This is a genomic window from Streptomyces sp. NPDC015242, assembly GCF_043079125.1.
Lineage (GTDB): Bacteria > Actinomycetota > Actinomycetes > Streptomycetales > Streptomycetaceae > Streptomyces.
Window position 1 is genome coordinate 348,963 of sequence record NZ_JBIBUF010000003.1, and the last position, 14,684, is coordinate 363,646.

The 14,684-nt window shown below is 74.6% G+C and carries 14 protein-coding genes; 9 read left to right on the forward strand and 5 right to left on the reverse strand.

The features are described 5' to 3' along the window. The 6 genes from ACF07N_RS13100 to ACF07N_RS13125 all read left to right on the forward strand — a co-directional run bounded on the left by ACF07N_RS13100 (nucleotide 1) and on the right by ACF07N_RS13125 (nucleotide 7,197). Nucleotides 1–1,344, forward strand: coding sequence for an O-antigen ligase family protein (locus tag ACF07N_RS13100; RefSeq protein ID WP_392111745.1), 1,344 nt, complete (start codon nucleotides 1–3; stop codon nucleotides 1,342–1,344). Between the two features lie 446 nt (nucleotides 1,345–1,790). Beyond that, nucleotides 1,791–3,554, forward strand: a complete 1,764-nt coding sequence (gene murJ / locus ACF07N_RS13105; protein WP_392111748.1) for a murein biosynthesis integral membrane protein MurJ — start codon at nucleotides 1,791–1,793, stop codon at nucleotides 3,552–3,554. Continuing rightward, nucleotides 3,538–4,299, forward strand: coding sequence for a polysaccharide deacetylase family protein (locus tag ACF07N_RS13110; protein ID WP_392111751.1), 762 nt, complete (start codon nucleotides 3,538–3,540; stop codon nucleotides 4,297–4,299). Before murJ ends, ACF07N_RS13110 begins: the two co-directional genes overlap by 17 nt. Continuing rightward, on the forward strand, nucleotides 4,296–5,447 hold the full coding sequence (locus ACF07N_RS13115; protein ID WP_392111754.1) for a glycosyltransferase: 1,152 nt from the start codon (nucleotides 4,296–4,298) through the stop codon (nucleotides 5,445–5,447). The genes ACF07N_RS13110 and ACF07N_RS13115 overlap by 4 nt, the downstream gene beginning before the upstream one ends. Continuing rightward, nucleotides 5,444–6,094 (forward strand): lipopolysaccharide biosynthesis protein, encoded by a 651-nt coding sequence (locus tag ACF07N_RS13120; RefSeq protein WP_392111757.1) that lies wholly within the window; start codon nucleotides 5,444–5,446, stop codon nucleotides 6,092–6,094. The genes ACF07N_RS13115 and ACF07N_RS13120 overlap by 4 nt, the downstream gene beginning before the upstream one ends. Then, nucleotides 6,091–7,197 (forward strand): GNAT family N-acetyltransferase, encoded by a 1,107-nt coding sequence (locus ACF07N_RS13125; protein WP_392111761.1) that lies wholly within the window; start codon nucleotides 6,091–6,093, stop codon nucleotides 7,195–7,197. The genes ACF07N_RS13120 and ACF07N_RS13125 overlap by 4 nt, the downstream gene beginning before the upstream one ends. 35 nt (nucleotides 7,198–7,232) lie before the next feature. Here the strand turns inward: ACF07N_RS13125 and ACF07N_RS13130 are convergent, their stop codons facing one another. Next, on the reverse strand, nucleotides 7,233–8,579 hold the full coding sequence (locus tag ACF07N_RS13130) for a glycoside hydrolase family 26 protein (protein ID WP_392111763.1): 1,347 nt from the start codon (nucleotides 8,577–8,579) through the stop codon (nucleotides 7,233–7,235). 126 nt (nucleotides 8,580–8,705) lie between these two features. Between ACF07N_RS13130 and ACF07N_RS13135 the strand changes: the two genes are divergently transcribed. Together ACF07N_RS13135 and ACF07N_RS13140 are read left to right on the forward strand one after the other, a co-directional pair. Next, entirely contained in the window at nucleotides 8,706–9,914 is a 1,209-nt protein-coding gene (locus tag ACF07N_RS13135; protein WP_392111766.1) for an ATP-grasp domain-containing protein, read from the forward strand. 40 nt (nucleotides 9,915–9,954) lie between these two features. After that, nucleotides 9,955–10,188 carry a hypothetical protein gene (locus ACF07N_RS13140; protein ID WP_392111769.1) on the forward strand — a complete coding sequence of 78 codons (234 nt, stop codon included), beginning with the start codon at nucleotides 9,955–9,957 and terminating at the stop codon, nucleotides 10,186–10,188. Nucleotides 10,189–10,237: 49 nt separating this feature from the next. On the opposite strand, the gene ACF07N_RS13145 is transcribed toward ACF07N_RS13140, so the two are convergent. From ACF07N_RS13145 to ACF07N_RS13155, 3 genes are all read right to left on the reverse strand, one after another. Then, nucleotides 10,238–11,005, reverse strand: coding sequence for a chaplin (locus ACF07N_RS13145; protein ID WP_392111771.1), 768 nt, complete (start codon nucleotides 11,003–11,005; stop codon nucleotides 10,238–10,240). 116 nt (nucleotides 11,006–11,121) lie between these two features. Beyond that, the gene (locus ACF07N_RS13150; protein WP_392111774.1) at nucleotides 11,122–11,349 is read right to left on the reverse strand and encodes a chaplin; all 228 of its coding nucleotides are present in this window, start codon (nucleotides 11,347–11,349) and stop codon (nucleotides 11,122–11,124) included. 232 nt (nucleotides 11,350–11,581) lie between these two features. Then, nucleotides 11,582–11,971: a rodlin gene (locus ACF07N_RS13155; RefSeq protein ID WP_311686509.1), complete on the reverse strand. Its 390-nt coding sequence runs from the start codon at nucleotides 11,969–11,971 to the stop codon at nucleotides 11,582–11,584. A 244-nt stretch (nucleotides 11,972–12,215) separates the two neighbouring features. Between ACF07N_RS13155 and ACF07N_RS13160 the strand changes: the two genes are divergently transcribed. Further along, nucleotides 12,216–12,608 carry a rodlin gene (locus tag ACF07N_RS13160; protein ID WP_392111778.1) on the forward strand — a complete coding sequence of 131 codons (393 nt, stop codon included), beginning with the start codon at nucleotides 12,216–12,218 and terminating at the stop codon, nucleotides 12,606–12,608. Between the two features lie 58 nt (nucleotides 12,609–12,666). On the opposite strand, the gene ACF07N_RS13165 is transcribed toward ACF07N_RS13160, so the two are convergent. Continuing rightward, nucleotides 12,667–14,592, reverse strand: a complete 1,926-nt coding sequence (locus tag ACF07N_RS13165; protein ID WP_392111781.1) for an AMP-dependent synthetase/ligase — start codon at nucleotides 14,590–14,592, stop codon at nucleotides 12,667–12,669. Nucleotides 14,593–14,684: the final 92 nt, after the last annotated feature.

Consider the following 14,684-nt stretch of genomic DNA (forward strand, 5'->3'; position numbering starts at 1 on the left):
ATGACCCGGGTCGGGGCGCACGCGCCCGTTCTTCCCCTGCTGGCCGTCGTCGCCCTGCTCGCGCTGCCGCTGGGGCCGGGCGGCGAGGGCGGTGCCGGGCCGGCCGACGCGCTGTCCGCGCTGGTCGTGCTGTACTGCGCGGTCCGGCTGGTGCGCGACCGGCGGCGGCCCCTGTCCCGCACGGCGGCGGTGGTGCTGGGGCTGCCGGTGCTCGGGGTGGCCGTCGCCGCGATGGGGTCGGTGTCGCCGGGCGAGGGGCTCACCGGCCTCGGCCGCTATCTCCAGGTCTTCGTGCTGGTCCCGGCGGCCGTGCTGCTGCTCCTGCGGGACCGGGCCGACTTCCGGCTGCTGGCCTGGTCGTTCGTGGGGCTGGCGGTGTGGCAGGGGGCGGTCGGCGTGCACCAGTACGCGACCGGGACCGGAGCGTCGTACCAGGGGCGGCCGGTGCGGGCCGTGGGCACGTTCGGGGCGCAGGACGTCATGGGGATGGCGACGGTCGTCTCGCTCGGGCTGGTGTGCGCGGTGGGTCTCGCCCTCGGTGCGGCGCCCGTGCGGCAGCGGCTCGCCGGGCTGGCCTGCGCGCTGGTGCTGCTGCCGCCGCTCGCGCTGTCCTTCAGCCGCGGGGCGTGGATCGCGACGGCGGTGACGGTCACGGCACAGCTGCTGCTGTCCGGTCTGCGGCGGACGCTGGCGACCGGGGCGGTGGTGGCCGCGGTCGGCGTGATCGCGGTGGGTGGCTTCGGGTTCGGTACGGCGATGCTGGAGGAACGCATCAGCAGCATCACGCGGGTCGCGGACGCGCCCGACCAGTCGGTGACCGACCGGTACACCATGTGGGCGGCGGCGACCGGGATGTGGGGCGAGCGGCCGCTGACCGGGGTGGGCCTGAAGGGATTCCCCGAACACCGGGACGCGCACGCCTCGCTGGCGCTCTCGGCGGGCAGCGACACCGAGGGCGCGGGTGCGGCCTTCCGCAAGCAGCCGCTGCTGTCCCCGCACAACATGTACCTGCTCGTCCTCTCGGAGCAGGGCCTGATCGGGCTGCTGGCCCTGGCGGGCGGCTGGCTGGCGCTGCTGGTGTGCGCGGTGCGCGCCCTGTGGCACACCCGGCGCTCCCGCGCCCCGGGCCTCGACTGCGGCCTGGTCGCCTGCGGCCTGCTCATCTGGCAGCTCACGGACTTCGCCTACGCCGACATCGGCGGCCCCTCGACGGTCCTGACGGCGATGTGCTTCGGCCTGGCGGCGTGGTGGGGCCTGTCCCCCGCACGGCCGCTGCCGGGGCACGGCACGGGCGGAGCCGGCGCGGACGCGCGGAGCCGGGTGGAAGGGGCACCGGCGCGATGACGGTGACACCGGAACACACGGGTGCGGGCGGGGGGACGGCGTCCCCGGCGACACCGCCGGGGAGCGGCCCCGGGGCGCCCGCGCGTCCCCCAGCGGCGGGCTCGGCGCCCGGGTGTGCCCCAGCGGCGGGCTCGGCGCCCGCGGTCCGCCGGGCACCGGTCATCGGCGGGCCAGCGCCCACCGGCACCGGCACCGCAAACACCTCGGGCACCGGCGCCGCGTTGGCTTCCGGCACCGGCACCGCAGACGCCTCGGGCAACGGCGCCGCGCGGGCCTCGGGTACCGCAAGCGCCTCGGGCACAGCGAAGACCCCGGGCACCGCGAAGACCCCGGGCACCGGAGAAGCCCAGGGCACGGCAGTGCCCCCGGTCACCTCATCGGCCACGGCACCCGGCCCGGCAGCCAGGACACCGGGACCGACCACGGCACCCGGCCAGGCACCCGGCGTGACCACGGGCCCCGGCCGGGCCACCACAGCTGGCCCGGCAAGGGCGCCCGGCCCGGGCTCCCGCAGGGCCCGCCCTTCCGCCGGTGTCCCGGACGCCCGGCGGATCGGGGTCTCGGCCGAGGACCCGGCGGTTCCCCCTCCCTCCCCCGCCGACGCCCCCGTCACCCGTGGGTTCCTCGCCCGGGCCGCGTTCGTCACCGCCGTGTGCTCCGCCGCCGGGGCCCTGCTCGGGCTGGTGCGGGATCTGTCGCTGGCCCGGATGTTCGGGGCCGGGAGCGAGACGGACGCCTTCCTCGTGGCGTGGACCGTGCCGGAGTTCGCCGCGACGCTGCTCATCGAGGACGGGCTGGCCATCGCGCTCATCCCGGCGTTCAGCATGGCCCTGGCCCGGCGGGCGCGGGGCGCCGGCGGGGACCCGGTCCGTTCGCTGGTCGCCGGTACGCTGCCCCGCCTGTCGCTGGCCTGCGCCGCGGTCGCCACGCTCCTGGCGGTCTGCGCTCCGCAGCTCGTGCACGTCCTGGCCCCGGGCCTGCCCGACCCCGCGCTCGCCGTGGACTGCACCCGGCTCACCGCGACCTGCGTGCTGACCTTCGGCCTGGCCGGGTACTGCAGCGCGGCCCTGCGCGCCCACCGCAGGTTCCTCGCACCGGCGGCCATCTACGTCGCCTACAACACCGGCATCATCACGGCCGTGCTCGTGCTGGGCGGGCACTGGGGCGTGCGCGCGGCGGCGGCCGGGGTGGCCGCGGGAGGCTGCCTGATGGTCCTCGTCCAGGTCCCGGTGCTGTGGCGCGAGCTGCGGCGGGGCCGGGGGGCCGGGACGGCCGGCGCGGACGGTGGCGGTGGCCGGCCCATGGGTCTCGCCCTGCTCGCCGCCGTCCTGCTGTTCGCGCTGTGCCGCCAGTCGCAGGTGCTGATCGAGCGGTTCCTCGGCTCGGCCCTGCCCGCCGGGGCGATCTCGCACCTGAACTACGCGCAGAAGGTCGCCCAGATCCCCATGACCCTGTCGCTGATGCTGTGCACGGTCACCTTCCCGGTCGTCGCCCGCGCCCTGGCCGACGGTGACACCGAGCGGGCCCGCGCCCGCGTGGAGCGGGACCTGGCGCTGGCCGCCTGCCTGGTGCTGGCCGGTGGCGCGGTCGTCATGGCCTGCGCCCCGCAGCTGGTCGAACTGCTCTTCCAGCGGGGCGCGTTCACCGCCGAGGACACGGCCGCGACGGTCCGGGTGATGCGCGTGTACGCCCTCGGGCTGCTCGCGCAGACCCTGGTCGGCGCCCTGATCCGCTCGTACTTCTCGGCCGGCCGCGCCACCTGGTACCCGCTCGGGGCGATGGCGGCGGGCCTCGTCGTCACCGCCGGCGCCGGTGCCTGGGCGGTGGGTCCCTGGGGCGTCATCGGCATCGCCGCCGCCAACGCCGCCGGCATCACCGTCACCGCCGCGCTGCTGCTCGCCGGCATGGGCCCGCGGTCCGTCCCGGTCCGTACCCGGCGCGTCCTGGCGGGGCTGGGCCGCCCGCTGGCCGCGGCGGCCGCCGCGACCGCCGCGGGTGCCTGGGTCGCGAGCCGCCTCGGCCCGCCCCCGGATGCCACAGGTCTGGCGGGCTCCCCCGGCTCGCCCCTCCTCGCGCTCGCCGCCGGCGCGCTCACCGTCGCCGTCGTCTTCCTCGCGCTCGGCCGGGCCCTGGGCGACCAGGGCTGCCGCACCGCGCTGACCTCCCTCCGTTCCGTCTCACGAAGGCTCACTCATGGCCGCTCCCGTTGACACCCCGGACACCGGCACCCGCACCAGATCCGGCCCCGTCCTGTTCGTGGCGATGTACCACTCCGTCGGCGACCCCACGGACGACCCGTACCGCATCACCGTCACGCCCGAGCGGCTCGACCAGCAGCTCGGACGGCTGCGGCGGCGCGGGCTGCGCGGTGTGTCCATGGCCGACCTGCTCGCCGCCCGGGCCCGGGGCGAGGGCCGGGGCCTGTACGGGCTCACCTTCGACGACGGCTACGCCGACTTCGTCACCGGGGCCCTGCCCGTGCTGCGCCGCCACGGCTGCGGCGCCACCCTGTTCGTGCTCCCGGGCCGGCTCGGCGGCGAGAACGCCTGGGACCCGCTGGGCCCGCGCAAGCCGCTGCTGACCGCCGACGGCGTCCGGCAGGCGGCGGCCGAGGGCGTCGAGATCGGCTCGCACGGCCTCACCCACGTCGACCTGACCCGGGCGGACGACGTCACGCTCAGGTCGGAGACCGAGGGCAGCAGGACCGTGCTCGCGGAACTCACCGGAGCACCCCCGGCCGGCTTCTGCTACCCCTACGGCACGCTCGACGCGCGGGCCGTCGAGGCCGTACGGCGGGCGGGCTACGCCTACGCCTGCGCGATCGACCCGGGCCAGCTCGGCGGCCCGCACGCGCTGCCCCGGGTGCACATCGGCCAGAACGACACCCCTCTGCGGCTGTCGCTGAAGTACCGGCTGCACCGGTTGCGCCGCCGACCCGTCGAGGAGCCCCGGTGAAGGCCCTGCACATCATCACCGGCCTCGGCGTGGGCGGCGCCGAGCAGCAGTTGCGGCTGCTGCTGCGGCACCTGCCGGTCGACTGCGACGTGGTGACGCTGACCAACCCGGGGGCGGTGGCCGCCGGGCTGCGCGCCGACGGGGTGCGCGTCCACCACCTCGGCATGGCCGGCAACCGTGACCTGGCCGCCCTGCCCCGGCTGGTGCGGCTCATCCGTGCGGGCGGCTACGAGCTCGTGCACACCCACCTCTACCGCGCCTGCCTCTACGGCCGGATCGCCGCCCGGCTGGCCGGGGTCCGGGCGGTCGTCGCCACCGAACACTCCCTCGGCGACTCGCAGATGGAGGGCCGCCCGCTGAACGCCGGAGTGCGCGCGCTGTACCTGGCGGGCGAACGCCTGGGCAGCACCACGGTCGCCGTCTCCCCGACGGTCGCCGCGCGGCTGGAGCGCTGGGGCGTGCCCGGGCCGCGCATCGAGGTCGTGCCCAACGGCATCGACGTGGCCCGCTTCCGCTTCGACCCGGCCCGCCGCCGGGAGACCCGCCACCGGCTCGGGCTGCCGGACGACGCGTACGTGATCGGCGCCGTCGGCCGGCTCGCGCCGGGCAAGCGCTTCGGTGTGCTGGTCCGGGCGCTGGCGCAGCTCCCGGACGACCACCGGCTGCTGCTGGTCGGGGCCGGCCCGGAGGAGGACGTGCTGCGCCGCACCGCCCGGGCCGCCGGGGTCGCCGGCCGGGTGGTGTTCACCGGGGAGCGCCCCTGCGTCCCGGACGGCTCGCCCGGCCCCGATCTGCCGTCGCTGGCCTGCGCGATGGACGTCCTCGCCTCGCCGTCCCCGGAGGAGGCCTTCGGCCTGGCGATCGTGGAGGCCCTGGCGTCGGGGCTGCCGGTCCTGTACGCCTCCTGCCCCGCCCTGCAGGACCTGCCCCCGGCGGCGGCGCCCCTGGCCCGGCGCGTCACCGGCGGCCCCGACGCGTTCGCCCGCGCCCTGACGGACGTACGGCGGCAGGGTCCCGGGCAGCGCACCGTGCCCGAGGCCGCCCGCCACTACTGCATCACCCGCAGCGCCGCCCGGCTGTTGGACGTGTACGCCGCCGCGGTCGCCCGTCCCCTGTCCCCCTCCCTCCAGGAAGCCCGCACCTCATGACCGACACCCCAGCACGGCAGCCCCGCCCGGTCACCGCCCTCACCAGGTCCCTGCCCCCCTGGTCGCTGCTCGCGGCCGGGGCCGTGGCAGGCGGTCTGCTCGGCGGCACCTACGGCCTGGTCAGGACCCCGCAGTACACGGCGACCAGTTACGTCGTCGCCGTGCCGACGCAGAAGTCCGACACCGCCACCGCCCTCGGTTTCGCCCAGGCCTACGGCCGGGTCGCCCCGCAGCTCGCGGTGCTCGGTGACGCGCAGGTGTGGGCCGGGGTCGCGGTGTCGACGCTGCGCGAGAGCGTCCGTACGGCGACCTCGCCGGACGCGCCGATGGTGTCGGTCACGGCGACCTCCTCCCGCCCCGACCTCGCCGCCGACATGGCCGACGCGGTGGCCCGGGCGCTGACCCGGCACGCCGCGGACACGCAGGAGTCCACCCGCGTCGAGCTCCAGCAGTTCGCCCGCGCCGTCGAGCCGGCCGAGCCGTCCTCGGCCTCCGCCCGGGTGACGGGGCTGGTCGGCGCGAGCGCGGGCGGGCTGCTGGGCGGGCTGGCGGTGCTGGTCCGGCCGCGGCGGGCCGCGGGGACCGGCGGGCGGCAGGCCGCCGTGCCCGGCCCGGCCGTCGCCGCCGACGCGCACCGGCAGCTGTGACGTACACCGCGGAAGTGGTCACCGCGGAGCGGGACTTCGCCGCCCTCGCCGCCGACTGGGACCGGCTGCACCGGCGGTACGGGAACGCCACCCCGTTCCAGAGTCACGCCTGGCTGCACTCGTGGTGGCGGTCGTACGGCGGGCGCGGCGGGCTCCGGCTGGTGCTGGTGCGCCACGGGCGCACCGGTGACCTGGCCGCCGCCGCCCCGCTCAGGCTCGTGCGGCGGCCGCTCCCGTCGCTGGTGCCGCTCGGCGGGGCGATCTCCGACTACGGGGACGTGCTGGTGGACGACGCGCACGGCGACCAGGCGGTGGCCGCGCTCACCGGCGCGCTGTCGGCCGCCGCCCGCACCGCCCTGATCGACCTGCGCGAGGTCCGGCCCGGCGGCGCGGCCGAGCGGGTCTGGGAGCGGTGGCCGGGGCCCCGCGGCCGGGTGGACGACTCGGTGTGCCTGGAGCTGCCGGCCGTCCCCATGGGCGAACTGATCGCCCGGCTGCCGTCCAAGACCCAGCAGCGGCTGCGTGCCAAGCTGCGCCGGCTGGACGCGCTCGGGATCCAGCGGCGGGTCGTCGCCCCGGGCGAGGTGGAGGAGGCGCTGCTGCGCCTGCTGGAGCTGCACCGCCTGCAGTGGCAGGGGCGGAAGGTCACCCCGGAGCATCTGCGGCCGCGGTTCCGGGACCATCTCGTGCGGTCGGTCGGCCCGATGGTGCGCGCCGGGGACGCGGTGGTCACCGAGTTCCGGCTGGACGGCGACGTGGTGGCCGTGGACCTGACGCTGCTCTCGCAGCGGCTCGCGGGCGGCTATCTGTACGGCGCCCACCCGCGGCTGCGCGAGCACAAGGCGGACGTGGCGGCCATGCTGCTGGACTCCACCGCCACCCACACCAAGGACGGCACGCTCGGCACGCTGAGCCTGCTGCGCGGCAACGAGCCCTACAAGCACCACTGGCGCCCGCTGACGGTGGTGAACCAGCGGCTGCTGCTGGCCCGGCGGCGTACGGCACCCCTGCTGTCGGCGGCGCTGGGCGACGCGGCGGCGCGCCGGCGGGGCAAGGAGCTGCTGCGCCGCCTGCGGGAGCGCGACCCCGGCGGCTGGCCCTGACCGGGCCCGCCGCCGGCCGCGCCCGAGGCCTGCGGCTACCGCCGCGACCACCAGTCGAAGCGCAGGCAGAGCTTGCCGCCCATCCAGTACTCGACCCAGTCGCCGAGGTCGAGCGGCGAGCAGTTCGCCGGGCGCCCGGTCTCCGGGGCGCTGGGCTGTGGTGTGGGCGAGGGCGTGGGCGCCGGTGGCCGGGCCGGGGTCGAGGGCGCGGGGGCGGTGTCCTCGTCGCGGCCGAAGAGGAAGGACCGGTAGACCTCGGAGGCCCGCGGGTTGTCGTCGCACTGCCACACGCCGTGCGGGCAGTAGTCCGTCAGGGTCTGGTACAGCGGCTTGTGCTCGTCCATCCACGCGAGCATGCGCTTCATGTAGTCCGCGTTGTCGCCGTTGCGGAAGAGTCCCCATTCCGGGAAGGAGATGGCCTTGCCGTGGGCCTTCGCGAACTCCACGTGCTCGCGCAGCCCGTAGGGCTCCTTGACCTGTTCGTCGAACGACATGCCGCGCGGCTGGTCGTAGGCGTCCATGCCGATGATGTCGACCGTGTCGTCGCCCGGGTAGCACTGCGTCCAGGGCACGGCGTCCCGGCCGCGGCTCGGCGTGAAGTCGAACCGGAACTTCTGGCCCGGCACCGCGCGCATGGTGGTGACGATCCGGTTCCAGTACTGCTTCCAGGCCTCCGGGTCCGGTCCGCAGCGGTGCGTGTAGGTGATGCCGTTCATCTCCCAGCCGAGCACCAGCACCGTGTCCGGCACGCCGAGTTCGACCAGCCGCTCGGCGAGCCGGCGGAAGTGGTGGTCGTAGTGGCCGGCGGCGCCCTCGCGCAGCAGCCGGCGCACCTCGTGGTCGGGCACGCCCTCCTCGTTGCGCTCCAGCATGGGCACGTTCAGCACGAGCAGCCGGTCGGCCTGCTCGCGGCGCCAGTTGGCCCACACGTCCAGGAAGCCGGAGCGGCCCTCGATGTTGCTCCAGCGGTCGCCGGGCAGGTAGGTGTGCCCGACGCGCAGCTTTGCCCCGCCGAGCCAGGCGCTGAGCTGGGCCATCCGGGCCACGCCGCGGGGACCGTAGTCGAGGTAGGCGCCGAAGGCGGTGCTCTGCCGGGCGGGCGCGGTGCCGGGTGCCGTCGCTCCGGACGCCGTACCGGGCGCGGTGGCGGCCGGGGCGGGCGTCACGGCCGGGACGGCGGGTGCCGCCGGCGCGGCGGGGGTGGCCCCGGGTGTCGCGGGCGCGGCCGACGGTGGCGCCGCGGGAGCCGGTGGCTCGCCAGGGTGTGCCGTCCCCGTTCCCGCGACGACCGTGTGGCCCGACGCCAGCGCCGCCGTCGCGGCGACCGCCGCCGCGACGAAGGCCAGCCTGCGGGACCGTGCGCGTCGCTGCCGTGTTCCCATGGCCGCCCCTTTCGTTCGTCTCCGCTTACTGACACCCAGTCATATGAAACGGATTCACGCCACGCCGCTGAGGCTTTCGGGTGGCCCCCTCGCCCGCACCGGTGAACCAGTTCGAAGGAAATGCCCGTGTCTCTGCTCGACATTCGCGTCCCCGCGGTTCTGCTGCGGATCGACCGGAACCCCTTTCACCACGGAACGCTGGGCGCCGTGCGCTCACTCGGCAGGGCGGGCGTGGAGGTGCACGTGGTCGCCGACTGCGCGGGAAGTCCCGTGGGCCGTTCCTGCTTCGTGCGCGGCGTGCACGCGCCACCGGCGCCCGGGGCGTCCCCGGCCGAGATCGCGCGCGTGCTGCGCCGGGTCGCCACCCGCGTCGCGCGCCCCGCGGTGCTGATCGCGATGGACGACGCCGGTGCCGTGGCGGTGGGCCGGACGCGCGAGGAGCTGGCACCGTCCTACCTGCTGCCGGAGCCGTCCGGGGCGCTGCCCGAACGCGTCGCCGACAAGGCGGAACTGGCCGAGGTGTGCGCGTCGCTGGGCGTGGCGCATCCCGAGACGCTCGTGCCGGACAGCGCGGACCGCGCGGCCTCGGCGGTGGCGCGGCTGGGGCTGCCGGTGGTGGCGAAGTGGAGCAGGCCCTGGCTGGTGCCGGCGGGCAGCGGGCTGCGCAGCACGGTGCTGGTGCGCTCGGCGCAGCAGGCGCGGGAGCTGTTCGCGCGGGCCGGGGAGGCGGGCAGCCGCCTGCTCCTGCAGGCGTTCCTGCCGCCGGGCCCGGACCGCGACTGGTTCTTCCACGGGTACGCCGACCGCTCCGGGCTGGTGCGCGGCGGCGGCTCAGGCCGCAAGCAGCGCGCCCGGCCGCGCGGCGCGGGCCTGACGTCGGTCGGCCGCTGGACGGCCAACCCGGAGGTACGGGGGCTCGCCGAGCGAATCACCGGGGAGCTGGGCTACCGCGGCATCTTCGACCTGGACTTCCGCCGCTGCGGGACGACGGGCCGCTACCACCTGCTCGACTTCAACCCGCGCCCGGGCGCCCAGTTCCGCCTGTTCACCGACACGGCGGGGGTGGACGTCGTACGGGCCCTGCACCTGGATCTGACGCACCGTCCGCTGCCGGAGGGGGCACCGCGGCCGGGGCGGGCGTTCGTGGTGGAGAACTACGCGCCGCTGAGCGCGCTGTGGCCGGCGCCGGAGGGCCGGGAGCTGGCCTGGCACGCCCCGGACGACCGGGCGCCCGGCCGGGCGATGTGGCACCTGTGGGGCCGGCACGCCGCCGGGCGGGTCCTGGGGCGGCTGCGCCCGGAGCCAAGAGGGTGGTTCACCCGCCTGGCGCGGTAGAAGTACGTGTTTTTCATACGGAAGTGCCTAATTTGTTCTCATGACTCACATGAAGCGCACCGCCACGGTGCTTTCCAGCCTCGCCCTGAGTGTCGCGCTCCTCGGCGGCACCGCGACGGCCTCGGAGGCGAGCATCCTCCCGGAGGTCACCCACTCCAAGGAGGACTACTCGAAGGACTACTCGAAGGACAAGGAGTGCAAGGGGCACGACAGCCTGGGCCTGTTCCTGCTGGGCATCCCGCTCCTCGGGTTCTTCTACCCGGACGAGTGCTGACCGCACAGCCTTCACGGGTGCCGGGCGCTCGCGTCCGGCACCCGTGGTGTCAGCGGTGGGACGCGGCCCGGCCCCGCCGGTACAGCACGATGCCGCCCGTGATCAGCGCGGCGCTGGCGGCCGCGGAACCGAACAGGGCCTGGGCGCCGGTCTCGGGGAGACTGGGCGGCTGCTCCTGACCGCCGGGGGGCGTGTGGTGGCCCTCGGGGGGTGTGTGCGGGGGCGTCGACCGGTGGCCGCCCGGCGGGGGTGTGGCCGGCGGGTGGTACGGGGGTGTGGCCGGGGGTGTGTGCGGGGGTGTGTGCGGGGGCTCGGTGGGCGGGGTGTCGCCGTATCCGTAGCCGCCGTCGTCGTCGCGCCCGTAGCCGCCGTCGTCCTGGCCGTACCCGCGGTCGCCGCGGGACGGTTCGCCGCCGGCGTGGGACCTGTCCTCGCCGTCACCGGGGAGCCAGTCGTCCTCGTCGCCGGGCCAGTCCTCGCCGTCGTCGCCGGGCAGGTCGTCACCGTCGTCGTACGACGAGGCGCCCGAGGAGTCCTGCCGGTGTTCTTCCCGGTCGCCGTGGCCGTGGCCGTCCGGGCCGTTCGCGCAGGAGTTGCCGAACGCCGGGTTGAGCGCGGCGACCACGTCGACGGTGTTGCCGCAGGCGTTGACCGGTACGTCGACCGGGACCTGGACGTCGTTGCCGGACGCGGCGCCGGGCGAGCCCTTGGCGGCTCCCTCGGCGGTCGAGTCGGCGAGGGCGGCGCCGCCGCACAGGGACAGGATGCCCGTCGCGGCCGCGGCCGCGACCATTCCCCTGCTCAGGGTCTGTCGCAATCTCGTTGCCTCCTGCTCGTGGAGTGCTCGTGGAAGTGGGAAAGCCGGCCCCGGAACGAACGTGTTCTCCCGGGGCCGGCCAGGTCGCAGCCGGTGCTGCGCGTTGTGTTACCGCGTCAGTCGTTCTCGCACTCGTTGCCGAACGCGGGGTTCAGCGCGGCGATGATGTCCACGGTGTTGCCGCACACGTTGATCGGGATGTGCACGGGGATCTGGACGACGTTGCCCGAGAGGACACCCGGGGAACCGACCGCGGCACCCTGGGCGCCGGCGTCCGCCATGGCCGGGCCGGCCATGCCCAGGGCCATGATCGCGCCCGCGACGACAGCAGCGCTCTTCTTCATGAACTTTCCCTTCTCTGCAGTCATGCCCCTTTGTCGGCCGGAGCCGAGCGAGCACAGCCGTAACGGCTCGCACCATGATCTGCAGCCTGCGAACGAGGAATTGACTTTCGAAGAAACTATGGAACGTGCGGCGCAAGGGAATTCACCCGAATGCCCGGAGGAACCCTCGGCACACAACCGGGCGGCCCGCCGTGAATCCACCGGGCCGCCCGGGCTGTCTGCAGGGTGCGGCTCAGTCGCCGTTCGCCGACAGGACCGACAGGTCCTCCAGGATGTGCGACAGGGCACCGTCGCGCTTGCTCTGGGTGGAGTTGTCGGCGCACTGCTGAGCCAGGTCGTCCGACAGGATCGGCACGTCCTGGATCGGCACGATGTTGATGACGGCGACGTTGATGTCCTCGAGCCCTGCGCACGGCTTGTTGAGCGTGCCGTCGACGAGCGAGAGCTGCGGGCTCATGTCGCCCTTGGTCGCCGAGTTGCCGAACGACGACGACGAGCCGTTGCCGTTGGCGACGGACGGTCCGGAGTCGTCTCCGACGGCAAGCGCCTGGGGAGCGGCCGCCACCGACATACCAATGACAGAAGCGGCGGCCGCCGCGGCGACCATTGCCTTCTTGAGCACTTCGCGTTCCTTTCCTAGTAGCGACGCATGTCCTACGGCCTCATCAACCCGGCACCAGATGATTGGTTGCGGGTGTTCACCCGCTTGGCCCTCAGCACGGCGAAGCGCCTGATAATCACCGGAATGACGAACACACAAACAGTTTCGACATGGGCTGACAGGGTGATGGAGAGAAACTGCGCAGCGCCCGCGGAGTTGACCAGAACGCTCCGGAGGACGGGGTTTCCTCAGAAAGGACTGGCTAGTGATCAAGAAGGTTATTGCCACCGCGGCGATCGCCGCTTCCGTCGTGGGTGCCTCCGCTGCCGCGGCTCCTCAGGCGATGGCGATCGGCGACGACAGCGGTCCGAACTCCGTGAACGGCAACGGAGCGATGCAGAGCTTCGGCAACTCGAGCACCTACGGGAACATGAGCCCGCAGATGGCGTTGATCCAGGGCTCGTTCAACAAGCCGTGCATCGCGCTCAACGACATCAACGTGCCGGTCGTCAACCTCATCCCGATCCAGGACCTCCCGATCCTGTCGGACGACATGAACCAGCAGTGTGTGGAGAACTCCACCCAGGCCAAGCGCGACGGTGCGCTGGCGCACTTCCTGGAGGACGTGTCGGTTCTGTCCTACAACGGCGAGGACTGACACCGCCGCGCGAGGGAGGGTCCGCCGGGCAGGCCGGCGGGCCCTCCCTCGTGGTGTGTCAGCGCCCCGTCGCGTACAGCGCCTCGATCCGCTCGGCGTACGCGGCCGTCGCCGCCTGCCGCTTGACCTTCAGGGACGGGGTCAGCAGCCCGTTCTCCTCGGTGAACTCGCCTTCGATCAGGGCGAAGGCGCGGATCGACTCGGCGCGCGAGACCGCTTCGTTGGCGTGGTCCACGGCCTTCTGGACGTCGGCGCGCAGGCGTTCGTCGTGGACGAGCTCGGACAGTGGGGTGCCGGCGGGCAGTTTGCGCACCGCGAGCCAGTGGGCGAGGGCGTCGGGGTCGAGGGTGATCAGGGCGGCGACGTAGGGGCGGTTGTCGCCGACGACGAGGCACTGCCCGACGGGCGGGCGGCTGCGCAGGCGGTCCTCCAGGACGGCCGGGGAGACGTTCTTGCCGCCGGTGGTGACGAGGATGTCCTTCTTGCGGCCGGTGATGGTGAGGTAGCCGTCCTCGTCGAGGGAGCCGAGGTCGCCGGTGGCGAACCAGCCGTCGTCCAGGACCTCGCCGGTCGCGGCCGGGGCGTTCCAGTAGGCGGTGAAGACGATGCCGCCCTTGACGAGGACCTCGCCGTCGTCGGCGATGCGGACGGCGGTGCCCGGGACCGGCAGGCCGACCGTGCCGGGGCGGGGCGCCAGGGGCGGGACGATGGTGGCCGCTGCGGTCGTCTCGGTGAGGCCGTAGCCCTCGTAGATCAGGATGCCGGCCGCGTAGAAGAAGAGATTGAGCTCGCGGTCGAGGGGGCTGCCGCCGCTGATGGCGTAGCGCAGGCGGCCGCCGAGTTCCTTGCGGATGCGGCGGTAGACGAGCAGGTCGTACAGGGCGTGGGCGGCGCGCAGGCCCGGGCCCGGGCCCTTGCCGCGGCCCAGGAACTGGTTCATGTGGGCCCGGCCGAAGCGGACGGCGATGCGGTGGGCGCGGTCGAAGGAGGAGCCGCGGCCCAGCTTCTCGGCGGTGGCGCGGCCCGTGTCGTGGATCTTCTCAAAGAGGTAGGGGACGCCCACGAGGAACGTCGGGCGGAACGCGCGCAGGGCCGGGCGGAGTTCGTCGGGCTTGATGCTCGGGCAGTGGCCGACCTCGATGCGGCCCATCAGGCAGGCGATCTGCAGGGTGCGGCCGAGGATGTGCGCGAGGGGCAGGAAGAGGAGCGTCGAGGCGGTCTCGCCGGTGACCTCCTTGAACATGGGGTGCAGCAGCTCGACGGTGTTGGCGGCCTCGGCGTGCAGGTTGGCGTGGGTCAGGACGCAGCCCTTGGGGCGGCCGGTGGTGCCGGAGGTGTAGCAGAGGGTCGCGGTCGTGCCGGGGGTCAGCGCGGTGCGGCGCTTGGTGACCTCCTCGTCGGCCACGTCCCGGCCCAGGGCGGTGAGTTCGTCGAGCGCGCCGCCGTCGAGGTGCCGGACGCGCGGGGGGTGCGGGTGGCCCGCCGTGCCGGCCAGGACCGTGTCGGCGTTCTCGGCCGTCTCCGTGATGACATGGCGGGCGCCCGAGTCGCGGACGATCCACTCCACCTGGTCGGCCGAGGAGGTGGCGTAGACCGGGACGGTCACGCCGCCGGCCGACCAGACGGCGAAGTCCAGGACCGTCCACTCGTAGCGGGTGCGGGACATCACCGCGACGCGGCCGCCCGGTTCGAGGCCCGCCGCGATCAGGCCCTTGGCCACGGCGGTGACCTCCCGGGCGAAGGCCGCCGCCGTGACGGGCTGCCAGGTGCCGTGCCGTTCGCGGCGCAGCACCACGGCGTCGGGGTCCTCGGCCGCGTTGGTGTAGGGGATGTCGGCGATGCTGCCGATCGCCGGGCGCGGCGCGAGGGGCGCCACGCGGGCCTCGCGCACCACGCCCCGTTCGTCCCTGACGGTCTCGGCCTTCGTGCGGAGCGCCAGGTCGGTGCGCTGCTTCGCCCGTTTCAGATCCTTGCGTACGCCCATGACGGCTCCCGGTCGCGGAGGAGGCTGACGTGCTGCCGTAACTACTTACTCCGGAGTCAACTTACTCACGCGTAAGGATAGGTCAACGGTCG

What these genes read in the sequence shown, in the direction of transcription:
- ACF07N_RS13100 (WP_392111745.1), top strand. Translation starts at nt 1, where the DNA reads ATGACCCGGGTCGGGGCGCACGCGCCCGTTCTTCCCCTGCTGGCCGTC.
- ACF07N_RS13130 (WP_392111763.1), bottom strand. Translation starts at nt 8,579, where the DNA reads ATGGGAACACGGCAGCGACGCGCACGGTCCCGCAGGCTGGCCTTCGTC.
- ACF07N_RS13120 (WP_392111757.1), top strand. Translation starts at nt 5,444, where the DNA reads ATGACCGACACCCCAGCACGGCAGCCCCGCCCGGTCACCGCCCTCACC.
- ACF07N_RS13150 (WP_392111774.1), bottom strand. Translation starts at nt 11,349, where the DNA reads ATGAAGAAGAGCGCTGCTGTCGTCGCGGGCGCGATCATGGCCCTGGGC.
- ACF07N_RS13140 (WP_392111769.1), top strand. Translation starts at nt 9,955, where the DNA reads ATGACTCACATGAAGCGCACCGCCACGGTGCTTTCCAGCCTCGCCCTG.
- ACF07N_RS13110 (WP_392111751.1), top strand. Translation starts at nt 3,538, where the DNA reads ATGGCCGCTCCCGTTGACACCCCGGACACCGGCACCCGCACCAGATCC.
- ACF07N_RS13165 (WP_392111781.1), bottom strand. Translation starts at nt 14,592, where the DNA reads ATGGGCGTACGCAAGGATCTGAAACGGGCGAAGCAGCGCACCGACCTG.